A 16,984-nucleotide genomic window follows, 5' to 3' on the forward strand; every position below is an offset into this window, starting at 1 on the left:
ACCTGACAGGAGAATCCATTGGACGAACTACTCAAAGCGCACGAGGCCGCCGCACTGCTTCACACCTCGGAGCGCTTCATCCGCCGGCTGATCGCGGAACGCCGGATCGAGTTCGTGAAGATCGGCCGTCACGTCCGCATCCGAGAGTCCGCACTGCTCGCTTTCGTCGTCGCGGGGACGGTTGAGCCCCTGATGACTCACGACGTCACCGGAAAGGCGGCCTGATGGCAAACAAGGACGGTCACCGACGTTTCGGCAACGTCCGCAAGCTCCCGTCCGGACGTTTCCAGATCCGCTATCCCGGCCCGGACGGGCGTATGCGGACCGGCTCGGACACCTACGACCGTAAGGGTGACGCGGAACGGGCACTGTCCCTCGTTGAGGCTCAGATCATCAAGGGGGAGTGGACGGATCCGGATCGCGGGAAGATCAAGCTTCAGGACTACGCGGAGACGTGGATCTCCCAGCGCGCGGGCCTCCGCCCCCGCACCGTCGACCTCTATCGCTGGCTGCTCAAGAAACACATCGCCTCGCACCTGGGCGGGGTCCAGCTCGGCAAGCTCTCCACCGCGATGATTCGGCAGTGGCGGGCCGACCTGCTCGGCAACGGGGTCTCGGTCAGCATGGCGGCCAAGGCGTATCGCCTGTTGCGGGCCGTGTTGATGACGGCGGCCGAAGAGGATCACATCATCTCGCGTAACCCGTGCCGGATCCGCGGGGCCGGTGACGAGCACGCCCAGGAGCGCCCGGTGCTCACCGTGGCCCAGGTCTTCGAGCTGGCCGACCTCGTGGGCCGTCGTCCGGTCGGCAACGTCCGCAAGCTCAAGGACAACGCCTATCGGCTGCGCTTCCAGCGGCACGGCGAGATGCGCACCCATCCGGAGGTCTTCACAACACGGGCGGACGCCGAACGGGCGCTGTGGAAGATGGGCACGGACGGTCGGGCCGACTGCACCCATGACCGGCGTTTCCGCGCCCTGGTGCTCTTGACTACTTTCGCCAGTCTGCGATGGGGCGAGGTGAGTGCGCTCCGCCGCAGTGACATCGACCTCGATGCGGGGACGGTGCGCATCCGGGCGGCCTTCGTCGAGCGCTCCACGGGTGAGCTGGTCCTCGGCCAGCCCAAGTCCAAGGCTGGGCGTCGCGTGGTCGGTATCCCCCAGGGCGTCATTTCGGTGCTGCGGGAGCACCTGGCCACCTATGTCCAGGAGGATCCCGGCGCGCTCGTCTTCCCCGGCGCCAAGGGCGGCCCGCTCCGGCGCAGTGGGTTCAACACTCGCACGCGCTGGGTGGATGTGGTCAGGGAGATGGGTCTTCCCGGTCTCCACTTCCATGATCTCCGTCACACGGGCAACATGCTCGCCGCAGAGTCCGGCGCGGGGCTCAAGGATCTGATGGCCCGAATGGGTCACGACAACGTGCGCGCCGCGATGATCTATCAGCACGCCGTGCGGGGTGCCGACAGAACGATCACGGACGCAATCGACCGGCAGATCAGTGGGCGCGACGACGAGGAGGACGGCTCGTCGGGGAAGCTGATCCCGATGCGCTGATCGAGAGCTAATGGCACGCTAATGGCACGCGAAGATCAAATAGCGTTAGAAACAAACAAGGCCCTGGTCGGGAATCCATCCCTGACCTGGGCCTTCGCTCTTGGAGCGGGTGACGGGAATCGAACCCGCGCTGTCAGCTTGGGAAGCTGATGTTCTGCCATTGAACTACACCCGCGTGCGGCGTGCCGCGAGTCACCACTCTAGCGGAAAGTTGGGCGACTCTCGTCCCTCCCGGGAGCAAGATTCATGCGTTCCCTCCGGAGGCGGGCCTCACGGCTCCGCCGTTGCCAGGTTCCCCTCCCGGAGGCAAGCTTCACGGCTCCGCCGTTGGTAGGTTCCACACGTGCTGCTTTCCGATCGTGACATCGCCGCTCAGATCGAGGCTGGAAGGGTCAGGATCGATCCCTTCCAGCCGGAGATGATCCAGCCGTCCAGTGTTGACGTACGCCTGGACCGCTACTTCAGAGTTTTCGAGAACCACCGGTACCCCCACATCGATCCGGCGGTCGAGCAGCCCGATCTGACGCGGATGGTCGAACCGGACAAGGACGAGCCGTTCATCCTGCATCCGGGGGAGTTCGTGCTGGCGAGCACGTACGAGGTCGTCACGCTGCCGGACGACATCGCCTCGCGGCTGGAGGGCAAGAGCTCGCTGGGCAGGCTCGGGCTGCTGACGCACTCGACGGCAGGGTTCATCGACCCCGGGTTCAGCGGGCACGTCACGCTGGAGCTCTCCAACGTCGCGACGTTGCCGATCAAGCTCTGGCCCGGTATGAAGATCGGTCAGCTCTGCATGTTCAGGCTCAGCTCCCCGGCGGAGTATCCCTACGGTTCGGAGAAGTACGGATCGCGCTACCAGGGGCAGCGGGGACCGACGCCGAGCCGTTCGTACCTCAACTTCCACCGGACTCCCATCTGATTTCCATGATCGTCGACGGGGGAGGGCGCGGACCCTCGTGAGGGGTCCGAACGCGGTTTAGCGAGGGACCGTGATGGAAATCACCCTGATTGTTCGCGAGGGCCGCCGGTCTGTCCGACCTTGGTGGATCTCGGGGAAACGTCGTGGAAGCAGGAGCTTCGGGGGAGAGCGGGGGCGACGCGCCGGACGGTGATCCGGGGGAGAGAGTCCCATACGTGACCTGCCTTCGGCATAATGTGGCCGAAAACTAGCAAAAACGGTCACCGGAAAGATGCTCGCAAGACTGCCTCAAGCCGTGTGTCGCCGGGTACCCGCCGGGTAACGACATCACGAAGAGTGCGTGTCTGGCAGGTGAAGTTCGCATTTCCGCTGGTAACCCGTACCCTTCTCTGCGGACCATCCCCGCACATCTGGAGAACGACGTGCGCCTGCGTCTCACACCTAGTGAGGACAGCTACTACGACTTGTTCGCCGACTCGGCGAACAACCTCGTCACAGCGTCCCGTCTGCTGGTAGAGATCATCAGTGACGGATCGGACCGGGAAGCCCTGGCCGAGAAGATGCGCGCATGTGAGCACGCCGGCGACGAGCGCACTCACGCGATCATGAATCGGCTCAACGAGAGCTTCATCACCCCCTTCGACCGCGAGGACATCTACCGCCTCGCCTCGAACCTCGACGACGTGATGGACTACATGGAGGCGGCAGCCGACCTGATCGTCCTGTACCAGATCGACCACCTCCCCAAGGAGGTCGTCCGGCAGGTCGAGGTCCTGGAGCGCGCCGCCGAGCTCACCGCCGAGGCCATGCCGCGGCTGCGTTCGATGAAGAACCTCAACGAGTACTGGATCGAGATCAACCGGCTGGAGAACCAGGCCGACCAGGTCTACCGACGCCTTCTCGCCAAGCTCTTCGGCGGGGAGTACGACGCGTTGACCGTCCTCAAGATGAAGGAGGTCATCGATCAGCTCGAGATGGCCGCCGACGCCTTCGAGCACGTGGCCAACACGATCGAGTCGATCGCGGTCAAGGAAAGCTAAGTGGATCTCACGCTCGCACTCGTCATCGGCGTGGTGGTCGTGGCGCTGGTGTTCGACTACACCAACGGCTTCCACGACGCCGCGAACGCGATCGCGACCTCCGTCTCGACGCGCGCGCTGACGCCGAGGGCCGCGCTGTTCATGGCCGCGGCCATGAACTTCCTGGGTGCGCATCTCGGTACGCAGGTGGCGGCGACCGTCGGCAAGGGCATCATCGACGCCCCGCAGGGAAGCCACGGCCTCGTCATCGTCGGCTCGGGTCTGGTCGGCGCGATCACCTGGAACCTCGTCACGTGGTACTTCGGCCTTCCCTCGTCGAGCAGTCACGCGCTGATCGGCGGCCTGGTCGGCTCCGCGCTCGCCTCGGCGAGCACCGTCCACTGGGACGGGGTGATGGAGAAGGTCGTCATCCCGATGATCCTGTCTCCGCTGATCGGTTTCAGCCTCGCCGGGCTCATCATGATCGGAATCCTGTGGGGATTCCGGCGCTCCCAGCCCACGAGGACCAACCGGGGCTTCCGTCTCGCGCAGACCGTGTCCGCGGCGGCGATGGCGCTGGGCCACGGCCTCCAGGACGCGCAGAAGACCATGGGGGTCATCTTCCTCGCCCTCGTGGTCGGCGGCTACCAGAACGACGGTGACCCGATCCCCCAGTGGGTCATCCTCTCCGCCGCCACGGCCATCTCGCTCGGCACGTACGCGGGCGGCTGGCGGATCATGCGGACGCTCGGGCGCCGGATCATCGCGCTCGACCCTCCGCAGGGATTCGCCGCGGAGACGGCCGCGGCGACCGTGCTCTACACCGCGGCCATCGGCTTCGGCGCCCCCATCTCCACCACTCACACGATCACCAGCGCGATCATGGGCGTCGGCGCCACCAAGCGCCTGTCGGCCGTGCGCTGGGGCGTCGCGGGCAACATCGTGACCGCCTGGATCCTCACGATCCCGGCCGCCGCGTTCGTCGCCGCGCTGTCCTACTTCGCGCTCCACTGGATGGTCGAGTAGTCCTCGGGTGACCGCGCCGGACCGGGAGCGAACCCGGTCCGGCGCGCCCTGCTTCCAGGGGGCGTCCCCGCTTTTCGGTACGTCAGGCGGAAGACGTCTCTACTTCCGGTACATCACGTCGACGTCCCACCGGGTGAAGCCCAGCCTCTCGTACAGGCGGAGCGCCGCGGGGTTGTCCTCGTCCACGTACAGCATCACCTGGCTCAGGCCCCGCGACCTCAGGTACGTCAGGCCCGCGAGGGTGAGCGACCTGCCCAGACCGCCGCCCTGCTCGGCGGGGTCGACGCCGACGACGTACACCTCGCCGAGGGGTTCGTGCGCGTGGTCGCCGTCACCGTGGACCTTGGTCCAGTGGAAGCCCACCAGCCGGTCGCCGTCCCCGGAGCCGTCCGGTCGTACGGCGAGGAAGAATCCGGCCGGGTCGAACCAGGGCTCCCGCTCGCGCCGCTCCAGGTCCTCGATCGTCCACGTTCCCTGCTCGGGGTGCCGGGCGAAGGCCTTGGCGTTGAGCGCCACCCACGCCTCCCGGTCGGAGGTGCCGGGCTCGAACGTGCGCAGCCGTACCCCCTCGGGAAGCTCGAAGCCGGGGATGTCGGAGGACAGGGAGCGGCGCATCCGCCACAGGGACCTGACCTTGTCGAATCCCGCCGAGCGGGCGAGGGCCTCGGCGGCCGGGTGCCCGCCGTGCGCCCACAGGCGCAGGTGCCCGCCGGTGTGGTCGAGCACCGTCTCCAGCAGCCGCCGCCCGTATCCCCTCCCGCGGAACGCCGGGTGGACGACCAGCTCCCCGCTGGGTCCCTCGACGGGGTCGGTCGGGTCGACGTGGGCGTAGCCCGCGAGGTCGTCCCCGGCGTACAGCAGCACGGCTCCGGCCCGTTCGTCGCCGCCGTAGCGCAGGTGCAGCATCACATGTTCGTTGAGCGGCCTGACCCCGTCGGCCTCCGTGGCCGCCTCCACCACCGCGAGGACGCCGGACACCTCTTGCTCGCCGAGCGACCCTTGGTACTCCACACGCGCGTTCATGGTGTGGACTCTAAGCGGGCACATGTTTCCCGAGCCCACCGGGGACTGGCAAAAGGCGCCATGCACTCGCCGGGTGAATCGTTACCTCTCGGTCATTCCTTGCACAGGTGGTCCCTTTAGTGTCGTGGTTCATGATGTCTCGTTCCTTCCAGCGGCTGGCCATGGCGGGCGTGCTCGCCGGGGCCGGTCTCGTGCTCGCGATGGGACCGGCCCAGGCGGGCAACAAGCCCGCCGGCCCCGCCGTCAAGACCGCCAAGACGGTGCCGGTCCGCCTGCTCTCCCTCAACGACTTCCACGGCCACCTCGAGCCGCCGACCGGTTCGTCCGGCCGCATGGTCGACGAGACCGGCGCCACGGTCGACGCGGGTGGCGCCGCGTTCGCCGCCACCCACCTCAAGCAGCTCTCCGACAAGAACACGCTGAAGGTCGCCCAGGGCGACCTGATCGGTGCCACCCCCCTGATCTCCGCGGCCTACCACGACGAGCCCTCGGTGGAGTTCCTCGGCAAGGTCGGCGTCACCGCCTCCGCCGTGGGCAACCACGAGTTCGACGAGGGGTACGCCGAGCTCAAGCGGATCATGAACGGCGGCTGCCACCCGGTGGACGGCTGCTCGCCCGCCGGTACGTGGAAGGGCGCGAAGTACAGCTATCTCGGCGCGAACGTCATCTTCAAGCGGCCCGAGCGGGGCGCGGAGAAGGAGGCGCTGGAGGCCCTGGGCGGGACGAGCGGCGGCTCGCTGCGCGACCTCCTCAAGGACTACGGCATCCCCGCGCTGCCCCCGGTCGCGATCCGCTGGATGAACGGCGTGCCGATCGGCTTCATCGGCCTGGTCACCCAGACCACCCCGAACATCGTCACCGCCGAGGGCGTCAAGGACCTCGAGTTCGTCGACGAGGTGAAGGCCGCGAACGTCGCGTCCAAGCTCCTCAAGATCGTCGGCGTCAAGGCCCAGGTCGTGCTCGTGCACGAGGGCGACCAGGTCACCGCGGGCCAGTCGCCCGACGCGTGCGCCGCCCAGCCCGGCGCGGGCAACCGGATCGCCACCCAGGTCGACGCCGAGATCGACATGATCCTCAGCGGCCACTCCCACCAGGCGTACCTGTGCCGGGTGACCGACCCCAAGGGCGGCACCCGCCTCTACAGCCAGGGCGGCTCCTTCGGCCGGGTCATCACCAAGGTCGACTTCCAGGTGGACGTCAGGACCCGCGACGTCGTGCGCTCCTCGGTCGTGGCCGACAACCAGGTCGTGACCAGGACCGTCACCCCCGACCCGGAGATCGGCGCGTTCGTCCAGACGTGGAAGGACCGCGTCGCGGCGGTGGCCAACAGGCCGATCGGCCGGATCACCGCGGACATCACCAACACCGCGGTGGCCTCCGGGGAGTCCCCCCTGGGCAACCTCATCGCCGACGGCCAGCTCGCCGCGACCAGGACCGGCGGCAACGCCCAGATCGCCCTGATGAACCCGGGCGGCGTGCGGGCGAGCCTCACCTACGCGGGCTCGCCCGCCGGTGAGGGAGACGGTGTGGTGACGTACGGAGAGGCGTTCACGGTCCAGCCGTTCAACAACCTCATGCAGGTGGTCACACTCACCGGGGCGCAGCTCAAGACCGTTCTCGAGCAGCAGTTCGTCGGCGGTCCCAACGCCCAGGCGTTCACCAAGATCCTGCAGCCGTCGTCGAACTTCACCTACACCTACAGCGCGAGCGCGCCGTGGGGTTCGAAGATCTCCGACATGAAGATCGACGGTGTCGCCGTGACGGACACGCAGACGATCAGGGTCGCGGCCAACAACTTCCTGGTCGGCGGCGGTGACGCGTTCCTCGCCTTCAAGGACGGTGCGGACGTGTGGAGCGGCCCGCTGGACATCGACGCCTTCGCCGCCTACTTCGCGGCGAACCCGTCGATCACGCCCCCGGTGCCCGACCACATCACGGTCGTTCCGTAACGCGGGCGAAAGACGCGCCACGCCGCGAGGATCGCGGTACGTCGTGAGGCATGGCACACCGTGAAGGTGTGACACGCGCGAGAGGCCCATCGGACGCGTCCGGTGGGCCTCTCCGCACGTGGTGCCGGGGGCGTTTCGCCGTACGTCGCGAGGAGCCCGGTGGGGCAGGAGGGCCGTACGCCGTGAGCGGTATCCGCGGCCCGGCCCAGGCCGGCGTACGGCCGGGGATGTACGGGCGACCTCCTCCTTCCGAGGGTCGGCACAGCGGGCACGGTGGCCTACCGTGTCAGGGGTGAGGACCCGGAGAACCGACGCGCTGGTCGCGGCCGGGGTGCTGGCGGGGATCGTCGGGGGCACCTACGGCGGGCTGTCCGGCTCGGGTTTCCCCGAGCGTCCGCTGGACACGCTCGGCCTGGCGCTGATCACGGTGTCGTCGCTGGCGCTGGCATTCCGGCGGAGCGCGCCGCTGCCGGTGGGAACGATCACTGTGGCCTGCGTCGTCGCCTACCACGCCTGGCGGTACCCGGGGATCTTCGCCGCCGCGCCCGCCCTGATGTCGATCTACACGGTGGCGGTCCTCGGACGGCGGAGCCTGGCGGTCCGGCTGGCGGTCGCGATGGCCGTGGGGATCTACGGCCCCATCGCGCTGTCCGACGTCGACCCCGCCCCCGACGGCGGTTTCACCCTGCTCAGCGGCTGGCTGGTGGCGATGGTGGTCCTCGGGGAGATGACCAGGAACCGTCGCGCGTACCTGAACGAGGTCGAGGAACGGGCGATCGAGGCCGAGCGCACCCGCGAGGAGGCGGCGCTGCGCCGGGCCGACGAGGAGCGGCTGTGGATCGCCCAGGAGCTGCACGACACCCTCACCCACAGCATCTCGGTCATCAACGTCCAGACCTCCGTCGCCGTGCACCTGCTCGACCACGACCCCGCGCGGTCCCGCGAGGCACTGGCCGTGATCAAGGAGTCGGGGCGGGAGGCGATGCGCGAGCTCCGCGCCACGCTGGGCGTGCTGAGGCAGGCCGATCCCGACGACCCCGAGGCGGGCCTGGCCAGGCTGCCCCGGCTGGTCGCCAGGGCGGAGGCGGTGGGGCTGCCGGTCAGGGTCCTCGTCGTCGGAGAGCGCCTGGACCTGCCCCCGGACGTCGACCGGGCGGCCTACCGCATCGCGCAGGAGGCGTTCACCAACGTGCTTCGTCATGCCGGGCCCGCGTCGATCACGCTGACGACCGAGTACCGGCCGGGAACGGTCGTGCTGCGCGTCGAGGACGACGGGGAGTCCGCCGCGGAGGTCACGGGATACGGAATGGGGCTGATCGGGATGCGCGAGCGCGCCGTCGCCGCCGGAGGGTCGCTCACCGCGGGCCCGCGTCCGCAGGGCGGGTTCGCCGTCCGTGCCGAGCTGCCCCTGGCGGGGCGGCCGTGATCAGGGTGCTGCTCGCCGACGACCAGGCGCTGATCCGCGCGGGCTTCCGGGCACTGCTCGACATGGCCGGCGACATCACCGTCGTCGGCGAGGCGGGCAACGGCGTCGAGGCCGTCGAGATGTCCCGCGCGCTACGGCCGGACGTGGCGCTGCTGGACGTCAGGATGCCGCTGCTGGACGGCATCCAGGCCACCAGGAGGATCGGCGCCGACCCCGAGCTCGACGCGGTGCGCGTGGTGATCCTGACCAACTACGCCCTCGACGAGTACGTCTTCGCCGCGCTGCGCGCCGGGGCCGGGGGCTTCCTGCTCAAGGACATCGAACCCGCCGAGCTGCTGAGGTCGGTCCGGGTGGCCGCCGCCGGTGACGCGCTGCTCTCGCCCTCCGTGACCCGGCGGCTGATCGAGGAGTACGTGTCCACTCCGCCCAGGCCCGTCGCGGGGCCCGGCCTGGAACGCCTGACCGGCCGCGAGCTGGAGATCCTGGCACTGGTCGCCACGGGCATGTCCAACGCGGAGATGGCGGGGCACCTGGCCATCAGCCACGCCACCGTCAAGACCCACGTTAGCCGGTCGATGACCAAGCTGGGGGCGCGCGACCGGGCACAGCTCGTCGTCTTCGCCTACGAGTCGGGACTGGTCACGCCCGGAGCGTCGGGAGCGCCCGGAGCGACCGGAGCCCCCAAGGCGTGCGGAACGTCCGGTACGCCTGGCTCGTCGTCCGGTGGACGCGCCTGAAGGGCACGCACGTCACGCATGGCCGGACACGACCGCGTACCCGTCTGGCGTGCCCGGCGGCACGGGCGTGCCCGGCTCACCGCCCTCGCGAGAACTCCGCGGGGCGGAAGCGGGAACGTGCCACGGCCGTTTCCGGTGACTCCCGGGAGCCCCGGGACACAGGGCCGAGGAGGACAGGGCCTAATGGCGCGCGGGCTCGCGCTCCTCGACGGGCTCGTTGCCGCGCTCGGGGACGAACCGGTAGCCGACGTTGCGGACCGTTCCGATCAGCGCCTCGTACTCGGCGCCGAGCTTGGCGCGGAGCCGCCGGACGTGGACGTCCACGGTGCGGGTACCGCCGAAGTAGTCGTACCCCCAGACCTCCTGGAGGAGCTGGGCGCGGGTGAAGACCCTGCCGGGGTGCTGCGCCAGGTACTTCAGGAGCTCGAACTCCTTGAAGGTCAGATCCAGTGCGCGCCCGCGGAGCCTGGCGGTGTAGGTGGCCTCGTCGATCGACAGGTCGCCGTTGCGGATCTCGTCCGGCACCTCCTCGGCGGCGGACAGGTGGAGCTTGCCCACGGCCATCCTGAGCCGCGCCTCGACCTCGGCGGGTCCGGCGGTGTCGAGGATGACGTCGTCGGTGCCCCACTCCGCGGTCAGCCCGGCGAGTCCGCCCTCTGTGACGATCACCACCAGGGGGCAGGCGACGCCCGTGGTGCGCAGCAGCCGGCACAGGCTCTTGGCCTGGACGAGCTCGCGGCGCGCATCCACCAGAATCGCGTCGGCGGGCGGGGCGTCGAGCAGGGCGGATGCCTCCGCGGGCGCGACCCGTACCGAGTGCAGTAGCAGCCCCAGCGCCGGAAGCACCTCAGTTGAGGGCTCAAGGGCGTTGGTGAGCAGCAGGAGATTGCTCACGATGCCTCCTTCCCGCGTCATGTCGGCGATAGCCGCACAAACACGTAAGGACCCGGGGGCTACATTGCCCAGGTCCCGTAGTAGGTGAGGATAACCCACAAGGGTTCAGCGTCCAGCGAACGTCCACCTGGTGAACACCCGTTCTCCATGTGGATTCACCGTAATGGCACGGTAACCGTACGTGTGCTTGGGGAGTTGATTCACTGATGGCGACGGTCATTGTCAGATATTGGGCCGCGGCGAAGGAAGCGGCGGGGATCGCGGAGGAGCGGTCCGAGGCCGCGACGCTTGCCGAGTTGATGACGAAAATCACATCGAATCGTGAAGGGCTGGCTCGCGTGGTGAGCCGGTCGTCGTTCCTGGTGGACGGGGATCCGGTGGGCCTGCGGGCCCACGAGACGATCATCCTGACGGACGGGGCGACGGTCGAGGTGCTCCCGCCGTTCGCGGGCGGTTGAGCGGGGTGGACGCTACCACCGGCGCGGCGTTTCGGACAGGATTGCGGGGGGAGGTCACGCCAATGGCCCCTCTCGGGCCGGGGAACGAACAGGGAGTCGGATGCGCAAGCTGATCGGTTTTCTCCTCCTGCTTCTCGTTCTCGTGGTGATCCTCGACAGGGTCGCCGTCACGGGAGTCCAGCGCGAGATCGCCACGCAGGCCACGGCCAAGTACGACCTGTCGACCCCGCCGGAGGTCACGATCGAGGGCATCCCCTTCCTGACCCAGGCGATCGCCGGGCGCTACGAGGAGGTCAGGGTCGCCGCGGGCGCGATGACCATCTCGGGCATCCGGCTGTCGAGCGTCGACTTCACCCTGCGCGGCGTCACGGCCCCGCTGGAGGACCTGGTGCTCCGTCCCCAGCAGGTGGACATGCGCGCCGAGCGCGTGGAGGGGGCGGTGGTCGTCCCGGTGGAGACGCTCAACCAGCGGGCACCTCGCGGGATCAAGGTCAGTGTCGTGGGCGACGAGCTCAATGTCAGCGGGGAGATCACCGTGCTGGGACAGAAGGTGCCCGTGAAGGCGGCGCTGAAGGTCGAGATCGTCAAGGGCGGCCTGCAGCTCGTTCCCGGGAAGGTGACCCTGGGCGGAGGCATCCCCGTGCCCGATCCCGAGCGGTTCATCAACTACCGCGTCCCGATCGGCAAGCTGCCGTACAACCTCAAGTTGACCGAGGTCAAGGCCGTTCCCGAGGGGCTGCGCATCTCGGGCGAGGCCTCCGACGTGCCCCTCCGAGGTTGAACGTGTCCCGTGCCTGAACCGGATCGTCCCGCCGTACGTCGTGAGGATGTGAGCCAAGCCGGAACCGCCGACGAGCAACTCGTCAGGGCGCTCTTCGACGAGCACGGCGGGCCACTCTACGGCTACGTGCTGCGGCTGACGGGCGACTCGGGGAGAGCGGAGGATGTCGTGCAGGAAACGCTGCTGCGGGCCTGGCGCCATCCTGACGCGTTCGCCGGCCGTTCCATCCGCGCGTGGCTGTTCACGGTGGCCCGCAACCTCGTCGTCGACCAGCACCGGGCGCGCAAGGCGCGCCCCCCGGAGACGGGTGACGAGGCGCTCGCCGTGGTGCCCGCCGACGACGAGCTGGAGCGGGCCGTCGAGTCGTGGGCGGTCGCCGAGGCGCTGGCCGCGCTGCGGCCCGAGCACCGCGAGGTGCTGGCCGAGGTCTACTACCAGGGGAAATCCGTCAAGGAGGCCGCCGAGTCGCTCGGCATCCCCGCAGGAACGGTTAAATCGCGCACGTATTACGCGCTTCGGGCGCTCAAACTGGCGCTGGAGGAGCGGGGGCTCGCGCCATGATGATGACCTGTGACGAAGTACGGATGTCGCTCGGGGTCTACGCTCTCGGTGCCCTGGAGCCGGACGAGCGCGTGCTCGTCGAGGCCCATCTCGCCGAGTGCGCCGAGTGCCGGGCCGAACTGGAGGAGCTGGCCGGGGTGACGGCGTTCCTCGGCAGGGTGTCCGAGGGCGACGTGGCGCAGGTGGCGAGCCCGCCCACGGCGGTGCTCGACCGGCTGCTCAGCGCCAAGGTCAAGCGGCGCCGTACGAACCGCCTGATGCTCTCGCTGGCCGCCTCGGTCCTGGTGGTCGGGCTCGGCGGCGGCATCCTGTGGACCGTCACCCAGAGCTCCCCGGAGGTCGGCACGGCGTCGGCGCCTATGGCGGACAGGCCGGTGACCTCCGCGGAGGGTGGCCAGGAGAGCGCTCGGTCCTTCGAGGACCCGGCCGCGCCCGACAGCGACGCCAAGGCCAGTGCCCAGGTCAGGTCCTCCACGTCACCGCCCCGGGAGGCCTTCAGATCCCCGGCGGCCAGCTCCGCGCCGGATACCTCCGGATCCTCGACGGCCGGTCCCGCAGCGAAGACCTCCGGGTCTCCGACGGCCGGTCCCGCACCGGAGGTCCTGCTCGCCCCGAGTGAGCTGCGGTTCAAGGGGGCGGACGACACGGGCACGGTCCGCGCGGTGGTGACCGCGTCCGCGGGGGAGGGGGCGACCACGATCAAGGTCACGCTCACCGGGGTGGCCAAGGGCACGCGCTGCCGGCTGGAGGTGGCCGGGGAGGGCGGGCTCAGGGAGACGGCGGGCAACTGGGTCGTCAACCGGGCCGCCTACGACGAGTCGGGTGACTTCGAGGGCACCACGACGATCCCGCCGGAGCGGATCACGTCGTTCGAGATCACCACCGCCGGGGGACGGGTGCTGCTCACGATCCCCACCTCCTGACCCGCCCGGTGCGCCCGTCCCGCCGGGTCGTCCGCCCGGTCCGGGGAAGAGTCGTCCGCCCGGTCCGGGAAAACGGTCCAAGGATGGGGGCCGGCGCGGGAATGGCGCGGGGCGCACGCCTGTTGTCGTGTTCCGTGACCGGTTTGACGGTGGTGGTCGTCACCCTCGCCCTCGCCACGCTCGTGGGCGTGGTGCTGCGGCGACGGAACGGCGTGGCACGGGAGGTGCGGGGCGACGTGGAGCGGCTCACGTCCGGTGACATCCACGCGGAGCTGGGAGAGCGGGCCACGCTCGTGCAGTTCTCCACCTCCTTCTGCCAGCCGTGCCGGGCGACCCGGCGGATCCTCGGCGAGGTGGCCGGGATGGTGCCCGGCGTCGCGCACGTGGAGATCGACGCGGAGTCCCGCCTGGACCTGGTCCGATCGCTGAACATCCTGCGCACCCCCACCGTCCTCGTGCTCGACGCGTCCGGGCGGGTCGTGAGGCGTGCCTCCGGTCAACCCAGGAAAGCCGACGTCATCGGTGCCCTCGGTCTGGCGGTCGGCGAATGAGCGGGGCACCCTATCGCCCATTGAACGATCATGTCTCAGAAATTGGACAGGGATGTGACAGATGGCGGGACGCCGGGGTAATGTCGTGGACATGAACTCCACGACAGAGCTGCTCACGAAGCGGCGCGCGGTTGATTTCTGCCGCGTGACCACCGCTCTCTGTCGCGTTTCCTAAGGGCGATCTCAAGCGGCCGTCGAGCCGCACCGATCTGCACAACCCTTCAGGAGCATCAGGCGATGCAGGTTGATTCCCGAGCTCTCCGCTTCGCAGCGGCCGTCACCACCGTTGTCCTCGCACTCGTCCTCGTGACGGGCAGCGCGTGGCTGCTGGCGGCGCAGGCCGTCGTGTTCGCACTGGGCGTTCTCGGCATCTCGCCGTACGGGATGATTTTCAAAGGGATAGTGAAGAGTCCGCCGAAGGAACTGGAGGACGCCGCCCCGCCGCGTTTCGCGCAGGGGGTCGGACTGGCCTTCGCTCTGGTGGGCTTGGTCGGATACGTCGCACAGATCACGCCGCTGGCCCTCGGTGTCGTCGCAGCGGCCCTTTTCGCCGCATTTCTCAACGTCGCTTTTGGTTTCTGTCTCGGCTGCGAGATGTTTTTGATCATTCGCCGTTTACTACCCGCCGCACGATGATCCTGGAGGATCAAAATGAGCCGCTCCGCCGTCCTGGTCGACGCTGACTGGGTCGAGGCCAACCTCGACACTCCCGGCGTCGTTCTCGTTGAAGTGGACGAGGACGCCAGTGCATACGACAAGGGCCACATCCGTGGCGCCGTGAAGATCGACTGGAAGCAGGACCTTCAGGACCCGGTCCGTCGCGACTTCGTCGACCGTGAGGGCTTCCAGGCGCTGCTGTCGTCCAGGGGCATCGCCAACGACGACACCGTGGTCCTCTACGGCGGCAACAACAACTGGTTCGCCGCCTACGCGTACTGGTACTTCAAGCTCTACGGCCACGAGAACATCAGGCTTCTCGACGGTGGCCGCAAGAAGTGGGAGCTCGACTCCCGCGAGCTGGTCAAGGACGTCTCCGCGCGTCCCGAGACGAACTACCAGGCCAAGGACCAGGACCTGTCCATCCGCGCCTTCCGTGACGACGTCGTCGCCGCGATCGGCAAGCTCAACCTGGTCGACGTGCGCTCGCCCGACGAGTTCACCGGCAAGCTGCTCGCGCCCGCCCACCTCCCGCAGGAGGCTGCGCAGCGCGGCGGCCACGTTCCCACCGCCCGCAACATTCCGTGGTCGAAGACCGCCAACGACGACGGCACCTTCAAGACGGACGAGGACCTCAAGGCCCTCTACGAGGGCGAGGGCATCGACTTCGCCAAGGACACCATCGCCTACTGCCGCATCGGGGAGCGCTCGGCGCACTCGTGGTTCGTCCTCCACGAGATCCTCGACCAGGCCAGCGTGAAGAACTACGACGGATCGTGGACCGAGTACGGCTCGCTCGTCGGCGTGCCGATCGAACTGGGAGAGGCCCGATAATGACTCAGGGATGCGCTGCTCCGGAACAGACTGTTGCCCTTCCGGCCGGGATCGACCTTTCGAGCCAGGCCGTCATCCAGGGCGTGGTCTCGGGCGCGGGCACGGCATACGCCCGCCTGCTCGACCACGCGGGAGAGTTCACCGGTGAGGTCGTGGTGTCCGACGAGGGCATCTTCCGTTTCTTCGCCGCCCCCGGTGACTGGACCGTCCGCATCATCGCGGGCGGCGGGGTCACCAAGGACATCCCGGCCCAGGCCCGCCTGGGTGAGGTCACCCAGCTCGCCGTGGCCGTCTGACCTCTCGGGGCCGGACTCGCCACAGCGAACCAGCACGTTGACCGCACAGCACGAACAGCACGAACCAGCAGGGTGACAGGACCGGCTCTTCTTCGGGAGGCCGGTCCTTTCCGTTGTGCCGGACGCGCCGGACGTGCCGACCGCGCCGGAAGCCCGCCGACCCTGAAGGTCCGCCGGTCCTGAGGGTTCGCTCGTTCCGCGGTTCGCCGTTTCGGAGCTCGCCGTTCCCGAGAGGGCGGAGCGGTGTCTCCGCCCTCTCACGTCAGACCGTGAGACGGTCCGCCAGCCGGTTCTCGACACGATCGAGGGCATCGACGTAGTCGGGCTCCGGGGACATGGCCGCCGCCAGGCGCAGGTGGGGCAGGGCCTCGGGGAGACGGTTGGCGCGTTCGAGGGTCCGGCCGAGCAGGAACCGGGCGTAGTGGTCACCGGGGGTGCGCTCCAGAAGCGCCTCCAGCGTCTCCCCCGCCCGGCCGAGCTGAGCCGAGCCGAAGTAGGCGCGGGCCGCCAGCAGCCGGACGGCGGGGTCGTCGCCGTGATCGGCCAGCAGCGGACGCAGCGTCCACAACGCGCCGAGGGGATCCCGGGCGTCCATCAGCGCCTCGGCCTGGCGCAGCCACCTGACCTCGTCGGGGAGTGCCCGCCGGGGAGCGGCGTCCCGTACCAGTTCGGCGAGGACCTCGGCCGGCTGCGCGCCGGAGACCACCGTGTCGCCGACCGCGAAGGTCGGCGAGGTGGCGATGCCCTCGGCCTTGCCGCGCAGCAGCTCGGAGCGGACCTCGTCCGCGCCGTCACCGCGGTCGAGCGCCTCGGCCATGCCGTCCAGACCGGCCTCGGCGGCGAGCGCCACCAGGGTGGCGCGGTCCCCGATGTCGGAGCCCTCGACGAAGTGGGCACGCAGGATCCGCTCCACGACCGCGCCCTGGAGCGCGGCACCGCCCCGCCGGTGGGCGAGGGCGATCACCCGGTGGGCGTCGAACGTGTTCGCCCGCCACACGGCGCCCCGCGGCCGCCCGCCGTCACCGGCCCGCTCCCCGGCCGAGAGCGGGGCCGGGTGGAGGGCTCGCAGGGCGCCCTCGGCGACCGGGTCGCGCAGCTCCTCCTCCAGCGGCTCCGACGGCACCGGAGCCATCGGGTCGATGACGTACGGGCGCCAGACGATCTCCACGTCCTCGCCGAGTTCCGCCTGCTCCAGACGTCGCCTGCCGATGTAGGCCCACGCGCAGGCCATGTCGGCCCAGACTTCCATGCGCTTCATTGCCGCTGCAACAAACGGGGCCGGTCGTTTATTCGGTGGGCCCACCGGCCTCGCCGGTCGGGCTGCGCTCTGTCAGGGGAGTCGTTAGCATGCGTCGGGTGCCTGAAACGCCTGTTATG

Annotated in this window: 20 protein-coding genes and 1 tRNA gene; 17 read left to right on the forward strand and 4 right to left on the reverse strand. The window is 69.2% G+C overall.

Annotated features, from left to right (window positions below; all coding sequences use genetic code 11):
- Window positions 1-18 precede the first annotated feature (18 nt).
- Together ACTOQ3_RS07695 and ACTOQ3_RS07700 are read left to right on the forward strand one after the other, a co-directional pair.
- Window positions 19-225: a helix-turn-helix domain-containing protein gene (locus ACTOQ3_RS07695; protein WP_030924563.1), complete on the forward strand. Its 207-nt coding sequence runs from the start codon at window positions 19-21 to the stop codon at window positions 223-225.
- Window positions 225-1,553, forward strand: a complete 1,329-nt coding sequence (locus ACTOQ3_RS07700) for a tyrosine-type recombinase/integrase (RefSeq protein WP_440082711.1) — start codon at window positions 225-227, stop codon at window positions 1,551-1,553. Before ACTOQ3_RS07695 ends, ACTOQ3_RS07700 begins: the two co-directional genes overlap by 1 nt.
- A gap of 101 nt (window positions 1,554-1,654) precedes the next feature.
- Here the strand turns inward: ACTOQ3_RS07700 and ACTOQ3_RS07705 are convergent.
- Window positions 1,655-1,728, reverse strand: a tRNA-Gly gene (locus tag ACTOQ3_RS07705).
- Window positions 1,729-1,896: 168 nt separating this feature from the next.
- On the opposite strand from ACTOQ3_RS07705, the gene dcd reads away from it, so the two are divergent.
- From dcd to ACTOQ3_RS07720, 3 genes are all read left to right on the forward strand, one after another.
- The gene (gene dcd / locus ACTOQ3_RS07710) at window positions 1,897-2,472 is read left to right on the forward strand and encodes a dCTP deaminase (RefSeq protein ID WP_440070455.1); all 576 of its coding nucleotides are present in this window, start codon (window positions 1,897-1,899) and stop codon (window positions 2,470-2,472) included.
- A gap of 422 nt (window positions 2,473-2,894) precedes the next feature.
- Entirely contained in the window at window positions 2,895-3,512 is a 618-nt protein-coding gene (locus tag ACTOQ3_RS07715; protein ID WP_030924556.1) for a DUF47 domain-containing protein, read from the forward strand.
- Window positions 3,513-4,517, forward strand: a complete 1,005-nt coding sequence (locus ACTOQ3_RS07720) for an anion permease (protein WP_440082712.1) — start codon at window positions 3,513-3,515, stop codon at window positions 4,515-4,517.
- 99 nt (window positions 4,518-4,616) lie between these two features.
- Here ACTOQ3_RS07720 and mshD read toward each other — a convergent pair whose 3' ends face one another.
- Window positions 4,617-5,540 carry a mycothiol synthase gene (gene mshD / locus ACTOQ3_RS07725; protein WP_440082713.1) on the reverse strand — a complete coding sequence of 308 codons (924 nt, stop codon included), beginning with the start codon at window positions 5,538-5,540 and terminating at the stop codon, window positions 4,617-4,619.
- 131 nt (window positions 5,541-5,671) lie between these two features.
- Between mshD and ACTOQ3_RS07730 the strand changes: the two genes are divergently transcribed.
- The 3 genes from ACTOQ3_RS07730 (at window position 5,672) to ACTOQ3_RS07740 (ending at window position 9,652) form a co-directional block, all read left to right on the forward strand.
- Window positions 5,672-7,489, forward strand: a complete 1,818-nt coding sequence (locus ACTOQ3_RS07730; RefSeq protein WP_440082714.1) for a bifunctional metallophosphatase/5'-nucleotidase — start codon at window positions 5,672-5,674, stop codon at window positions 7,487-7,489.
- A 292-nt stretch (window positions 7,490-7,781) separates the two neighbouring features.
- The gene (locus ACTOQ3_RS07735) at window positions 7,782-8,915 is read left to right on the forward strand and encodes a sensor histidine kinase (RefSeq protein ID WP_440082715.1); all 1,134 of its coding nucleotides are present in this window, start codon (window positions 7,782-7,784) and stop codon (window positions 8,913-8,915) included.
- Window positions 8,912-9,652 carry a response regulator gene (locus tag ACTOQ3_RS07740; RefSeq protein WP_440082716.1) on the forward strand — a complete coding sequence of 247 codons (741 nt, stop codon included), beginning with the start codon at window positions 8,912-8,914 and terminating at the stop codon, window positions 9,650-9,652. Before ACTOQ3_RS07735 ends, ACTOQ3_RS07740 begins: the two co-directional genes overlap by 4 nt.
- 180 nt (window positions 9,653-9,832) lie before the next feature.
- On the opposite strand, the gene ACTOQ3_RS07745 is transcribed toward ACTOQ3_RS07740, so the two are convergent.
- Window positions 9,833-10,546 carry a winged helix-turn-helix transcriptional regulator gene (locus tag ACTOQ3_RS07745; RefSeq protein WP_436761326.1) on the reverse strand — a complete coding sequence of 238 codons (714 nt, stop codon included), beginning with the start codon at window positions 10,544-10,546 and terminating at the stop codon, window positions 9,833-9,835.
- 206 nt (window positions 10,547-10,752) lie between these two features.
- Between ACTOQ3_RS07745 and ACTOQ3_RS07750 the strand changes: the two genes are divergently transcribed.
- From ACTOQ3_RS07750 to ACTOQ3_RS07790, 9 genes are all read left to right on the forward strand, one after another.
- Complete coding sequence (locus tag ACTOQ3_RS07750) at window positions 10,753-11,004, forward strand: MoaD/ThiS family protein (protein WP_440082717.1); 252 nt, start codon at window positions 10,753-10,755, stop codon at window positions 11,002-11,004.
- Window positions 11,005-11,104: 100 nt separating this feature from the next.
- Entirely contained in the window at window positions 11,105-11,785 is a 681-nt protein-coding gene (locus ACTOQ3_RS07755; RefSeq protein WP_440082718.1) for an LmeA family phospholipid-binding protein, read from the forward strand.
- 48 nt (window positions 11,786-11,833) lie between these two features.
- Window positions 11,834-12,346 (forward strand): sigma-70 family RNA polymerase sigma factor, encoded by a 513-nt coding sequence (locus ACTOQ3_RS07760; RefSeq protein WP_350969222.1) that lies wholly within the window; start codon window positions 11,834-11,836, stop codon window positions 12,344-12,346.
- Window positions 12,343-13,269, forward strand: coding sequence for a zf-HC2 domain-containing protein (locus ACTOQ3_RS07765; protein WP_440082719.1), 927 nt, complete (start codon window positions 12,343-12,345; stop codon window positions 13,267-13,269). The genes ACTOQ3_RS07760 and ACTOQ3_RS07765 overlap by 4 nt, the downstream gene beginning before the upstream one ends.
- 212 nt (window positions 13,270-13,481) lie before the next feature.
- Complete coding sequence (locus ACTOQ3_RS07770; protein WP_362680553.1) at window positions 13,482-13,820, forward strand: TlpA family protein disulfide reductase; 339 nt, start codon at window positions 13,482-13,484, stop codon at window positions 13,818-13,820.
- Between the two features lie 91 nt (window positions 13,821-13,911).
- A complete protein-coding gene (locus tag ACTOQ3_RS07775; protein WP_350969279.1) occupies window positions 13,912-13,995 on the forward strand; it encodes a putative leader peptide in 84 nt (27 codons plus the stop codon).
- 62 nt (window positions 13,996-14,057) lie between these two features.
- Window positions 14,058-14,456 (forward strand): DUF4395 domain-containing protein, encoded by a 399-nt coding sequence (locus ACTOQ3_RS07780; RefSeq protein WP_440082720.1) that lies wholly within the window; start codon window positions 14,058-14,060, stop codon window positions 14,454-14,456.
- A gap of 15 nt (window positions 14,457-14,471) precedes the next feature.
- The gene (locus tag ACTOQ3_RS07785; RefSeq protein WP_440082721.1) at window positions 14,472-15,311 is read left to right on the forward strand and encodes a sulfurtransferase; all 840 of its coding nucleotides are present in this window, start codon (window positions 14,472-14,474) and stop codon (window positions 15,309-15,311) included.
- A complete protein-coding gene (locus ACTOQ3_RS07790) occupies window positions 15,311-15,607 on the forward strand; it encodes a DUF1416 domain-containing protein (RefSeq protein WP_329089613.1) in 297 nt (98 codons plus the stop codon). The genes ACTOQ3_RS07785 and ACTOQ3_RS07790 overlap by 1 nt, the downstream gene beginning before the upstream one ends.
- A 262-nt stretch (window positions 15,608-15,869) precedes the next feature.
- On the opposite strand, the gene ACTOQ3_RS07795 is transcribed toward ACTOQ3_RS07790, so the two are convergent.
- A complete protein-coding gene (locus ACTOQ3_RS07795; RefSeq protein ID WP_440082722.1) occupies window positions 15,870-16,856 on the reverse strand; it encodes a DsbA family protein in 987 nt (328 codons plus the stop codon).
- Window positions 16,857-16,984: the final 128 nt, after the last annotated feature.

The sequence above is a fragment of the Streptosporangium sp. LJ11 genome (assembly GCF_051918945.1).
Lineage (GTDB): Bacteria > Actinomycetota > Actinomycetes > Streptosporangiales > Streptosporangiaceae > Streptosporangium.

Coding starts and splice junctions, on each gene's coding strand:
- ACTOQ3_RS07795 (WP_440082722.1), bottom strand. CDS start 16,856: ATGGAAGTCTGGGCCGACATGGCCTGCGCGTGGGCCTACATCGGCAGG.
- ACTOQ3_RS07765 (WP_440082719.1), top strand. CDS start 12,343: ATGATGATGACCTGTGACGAAGTACGGATGTCGCTCGGGGTCTACGCT.
- ACTOQ3_RS07700 (WP_440082711.1), top strand. CDS start 225: ATGGCAAACAAGGACGGTCACCGACGTTTCGGCAACGTCCGCAAGCTC.
- ACTOQ3_RS07755 (WP_440082718.1), top strand. CDS start 11,105: ATGCGCAAGCTGATCGGTTTTCTCCTCCTGCTTCTCGTTCTCGTGGTG.
- ACTOQ3_RS07750 (WP_440082717.1), top strand. CDS start 10,753: ATGGCGACGGTCATTGTCAGATATTGGGCCGCGGCGAAGGAAGCGGCG.
- ACTOQ3_RS07780 (WP_440082720.1), top strand. CDS start 14,058: ATGCAGGTTGATTCCCGAGCTCTCCGCTTCGCAGCGGCCGTCACCACC.
- ACTOQ3_RS07775 (WP_350969279.1), top strand. CDS start 13,912: ATGAACTCCACGACAGAGCTGCTCACGAAGCGGCGCGCGGTTGATTTC.
- ACTOQ3_RS07730 (WP_440082714.1), top strand. CDS start 5,672: ATGATGTCTCGTTCCTTCCAGCGGCTGGCCATGGCGGGCGTGCTCGCC.
- ACTOQ3_RS07790 (WP_329089613.1), top strand. CDS start 15,311: ATGACTCAGGGATGCGCTGCTCCGGAACAGACTGTTGCCCTTCCGGCC.
- mshD (WP_440082713.1), bottom strand. CDS start 5,540: ATGAACGCGCGTGTGGAGTACCAAGGGTCGCTCGGCGAGCAAGAGGTG.
- ACTOQ3_RS07785 (WP_440082721.1), top strand. CDS start 14,472: ATGAGCCGCTCCGCCGTCCTGGTCGACGCTGACTGGGTCGAGGCCAAC.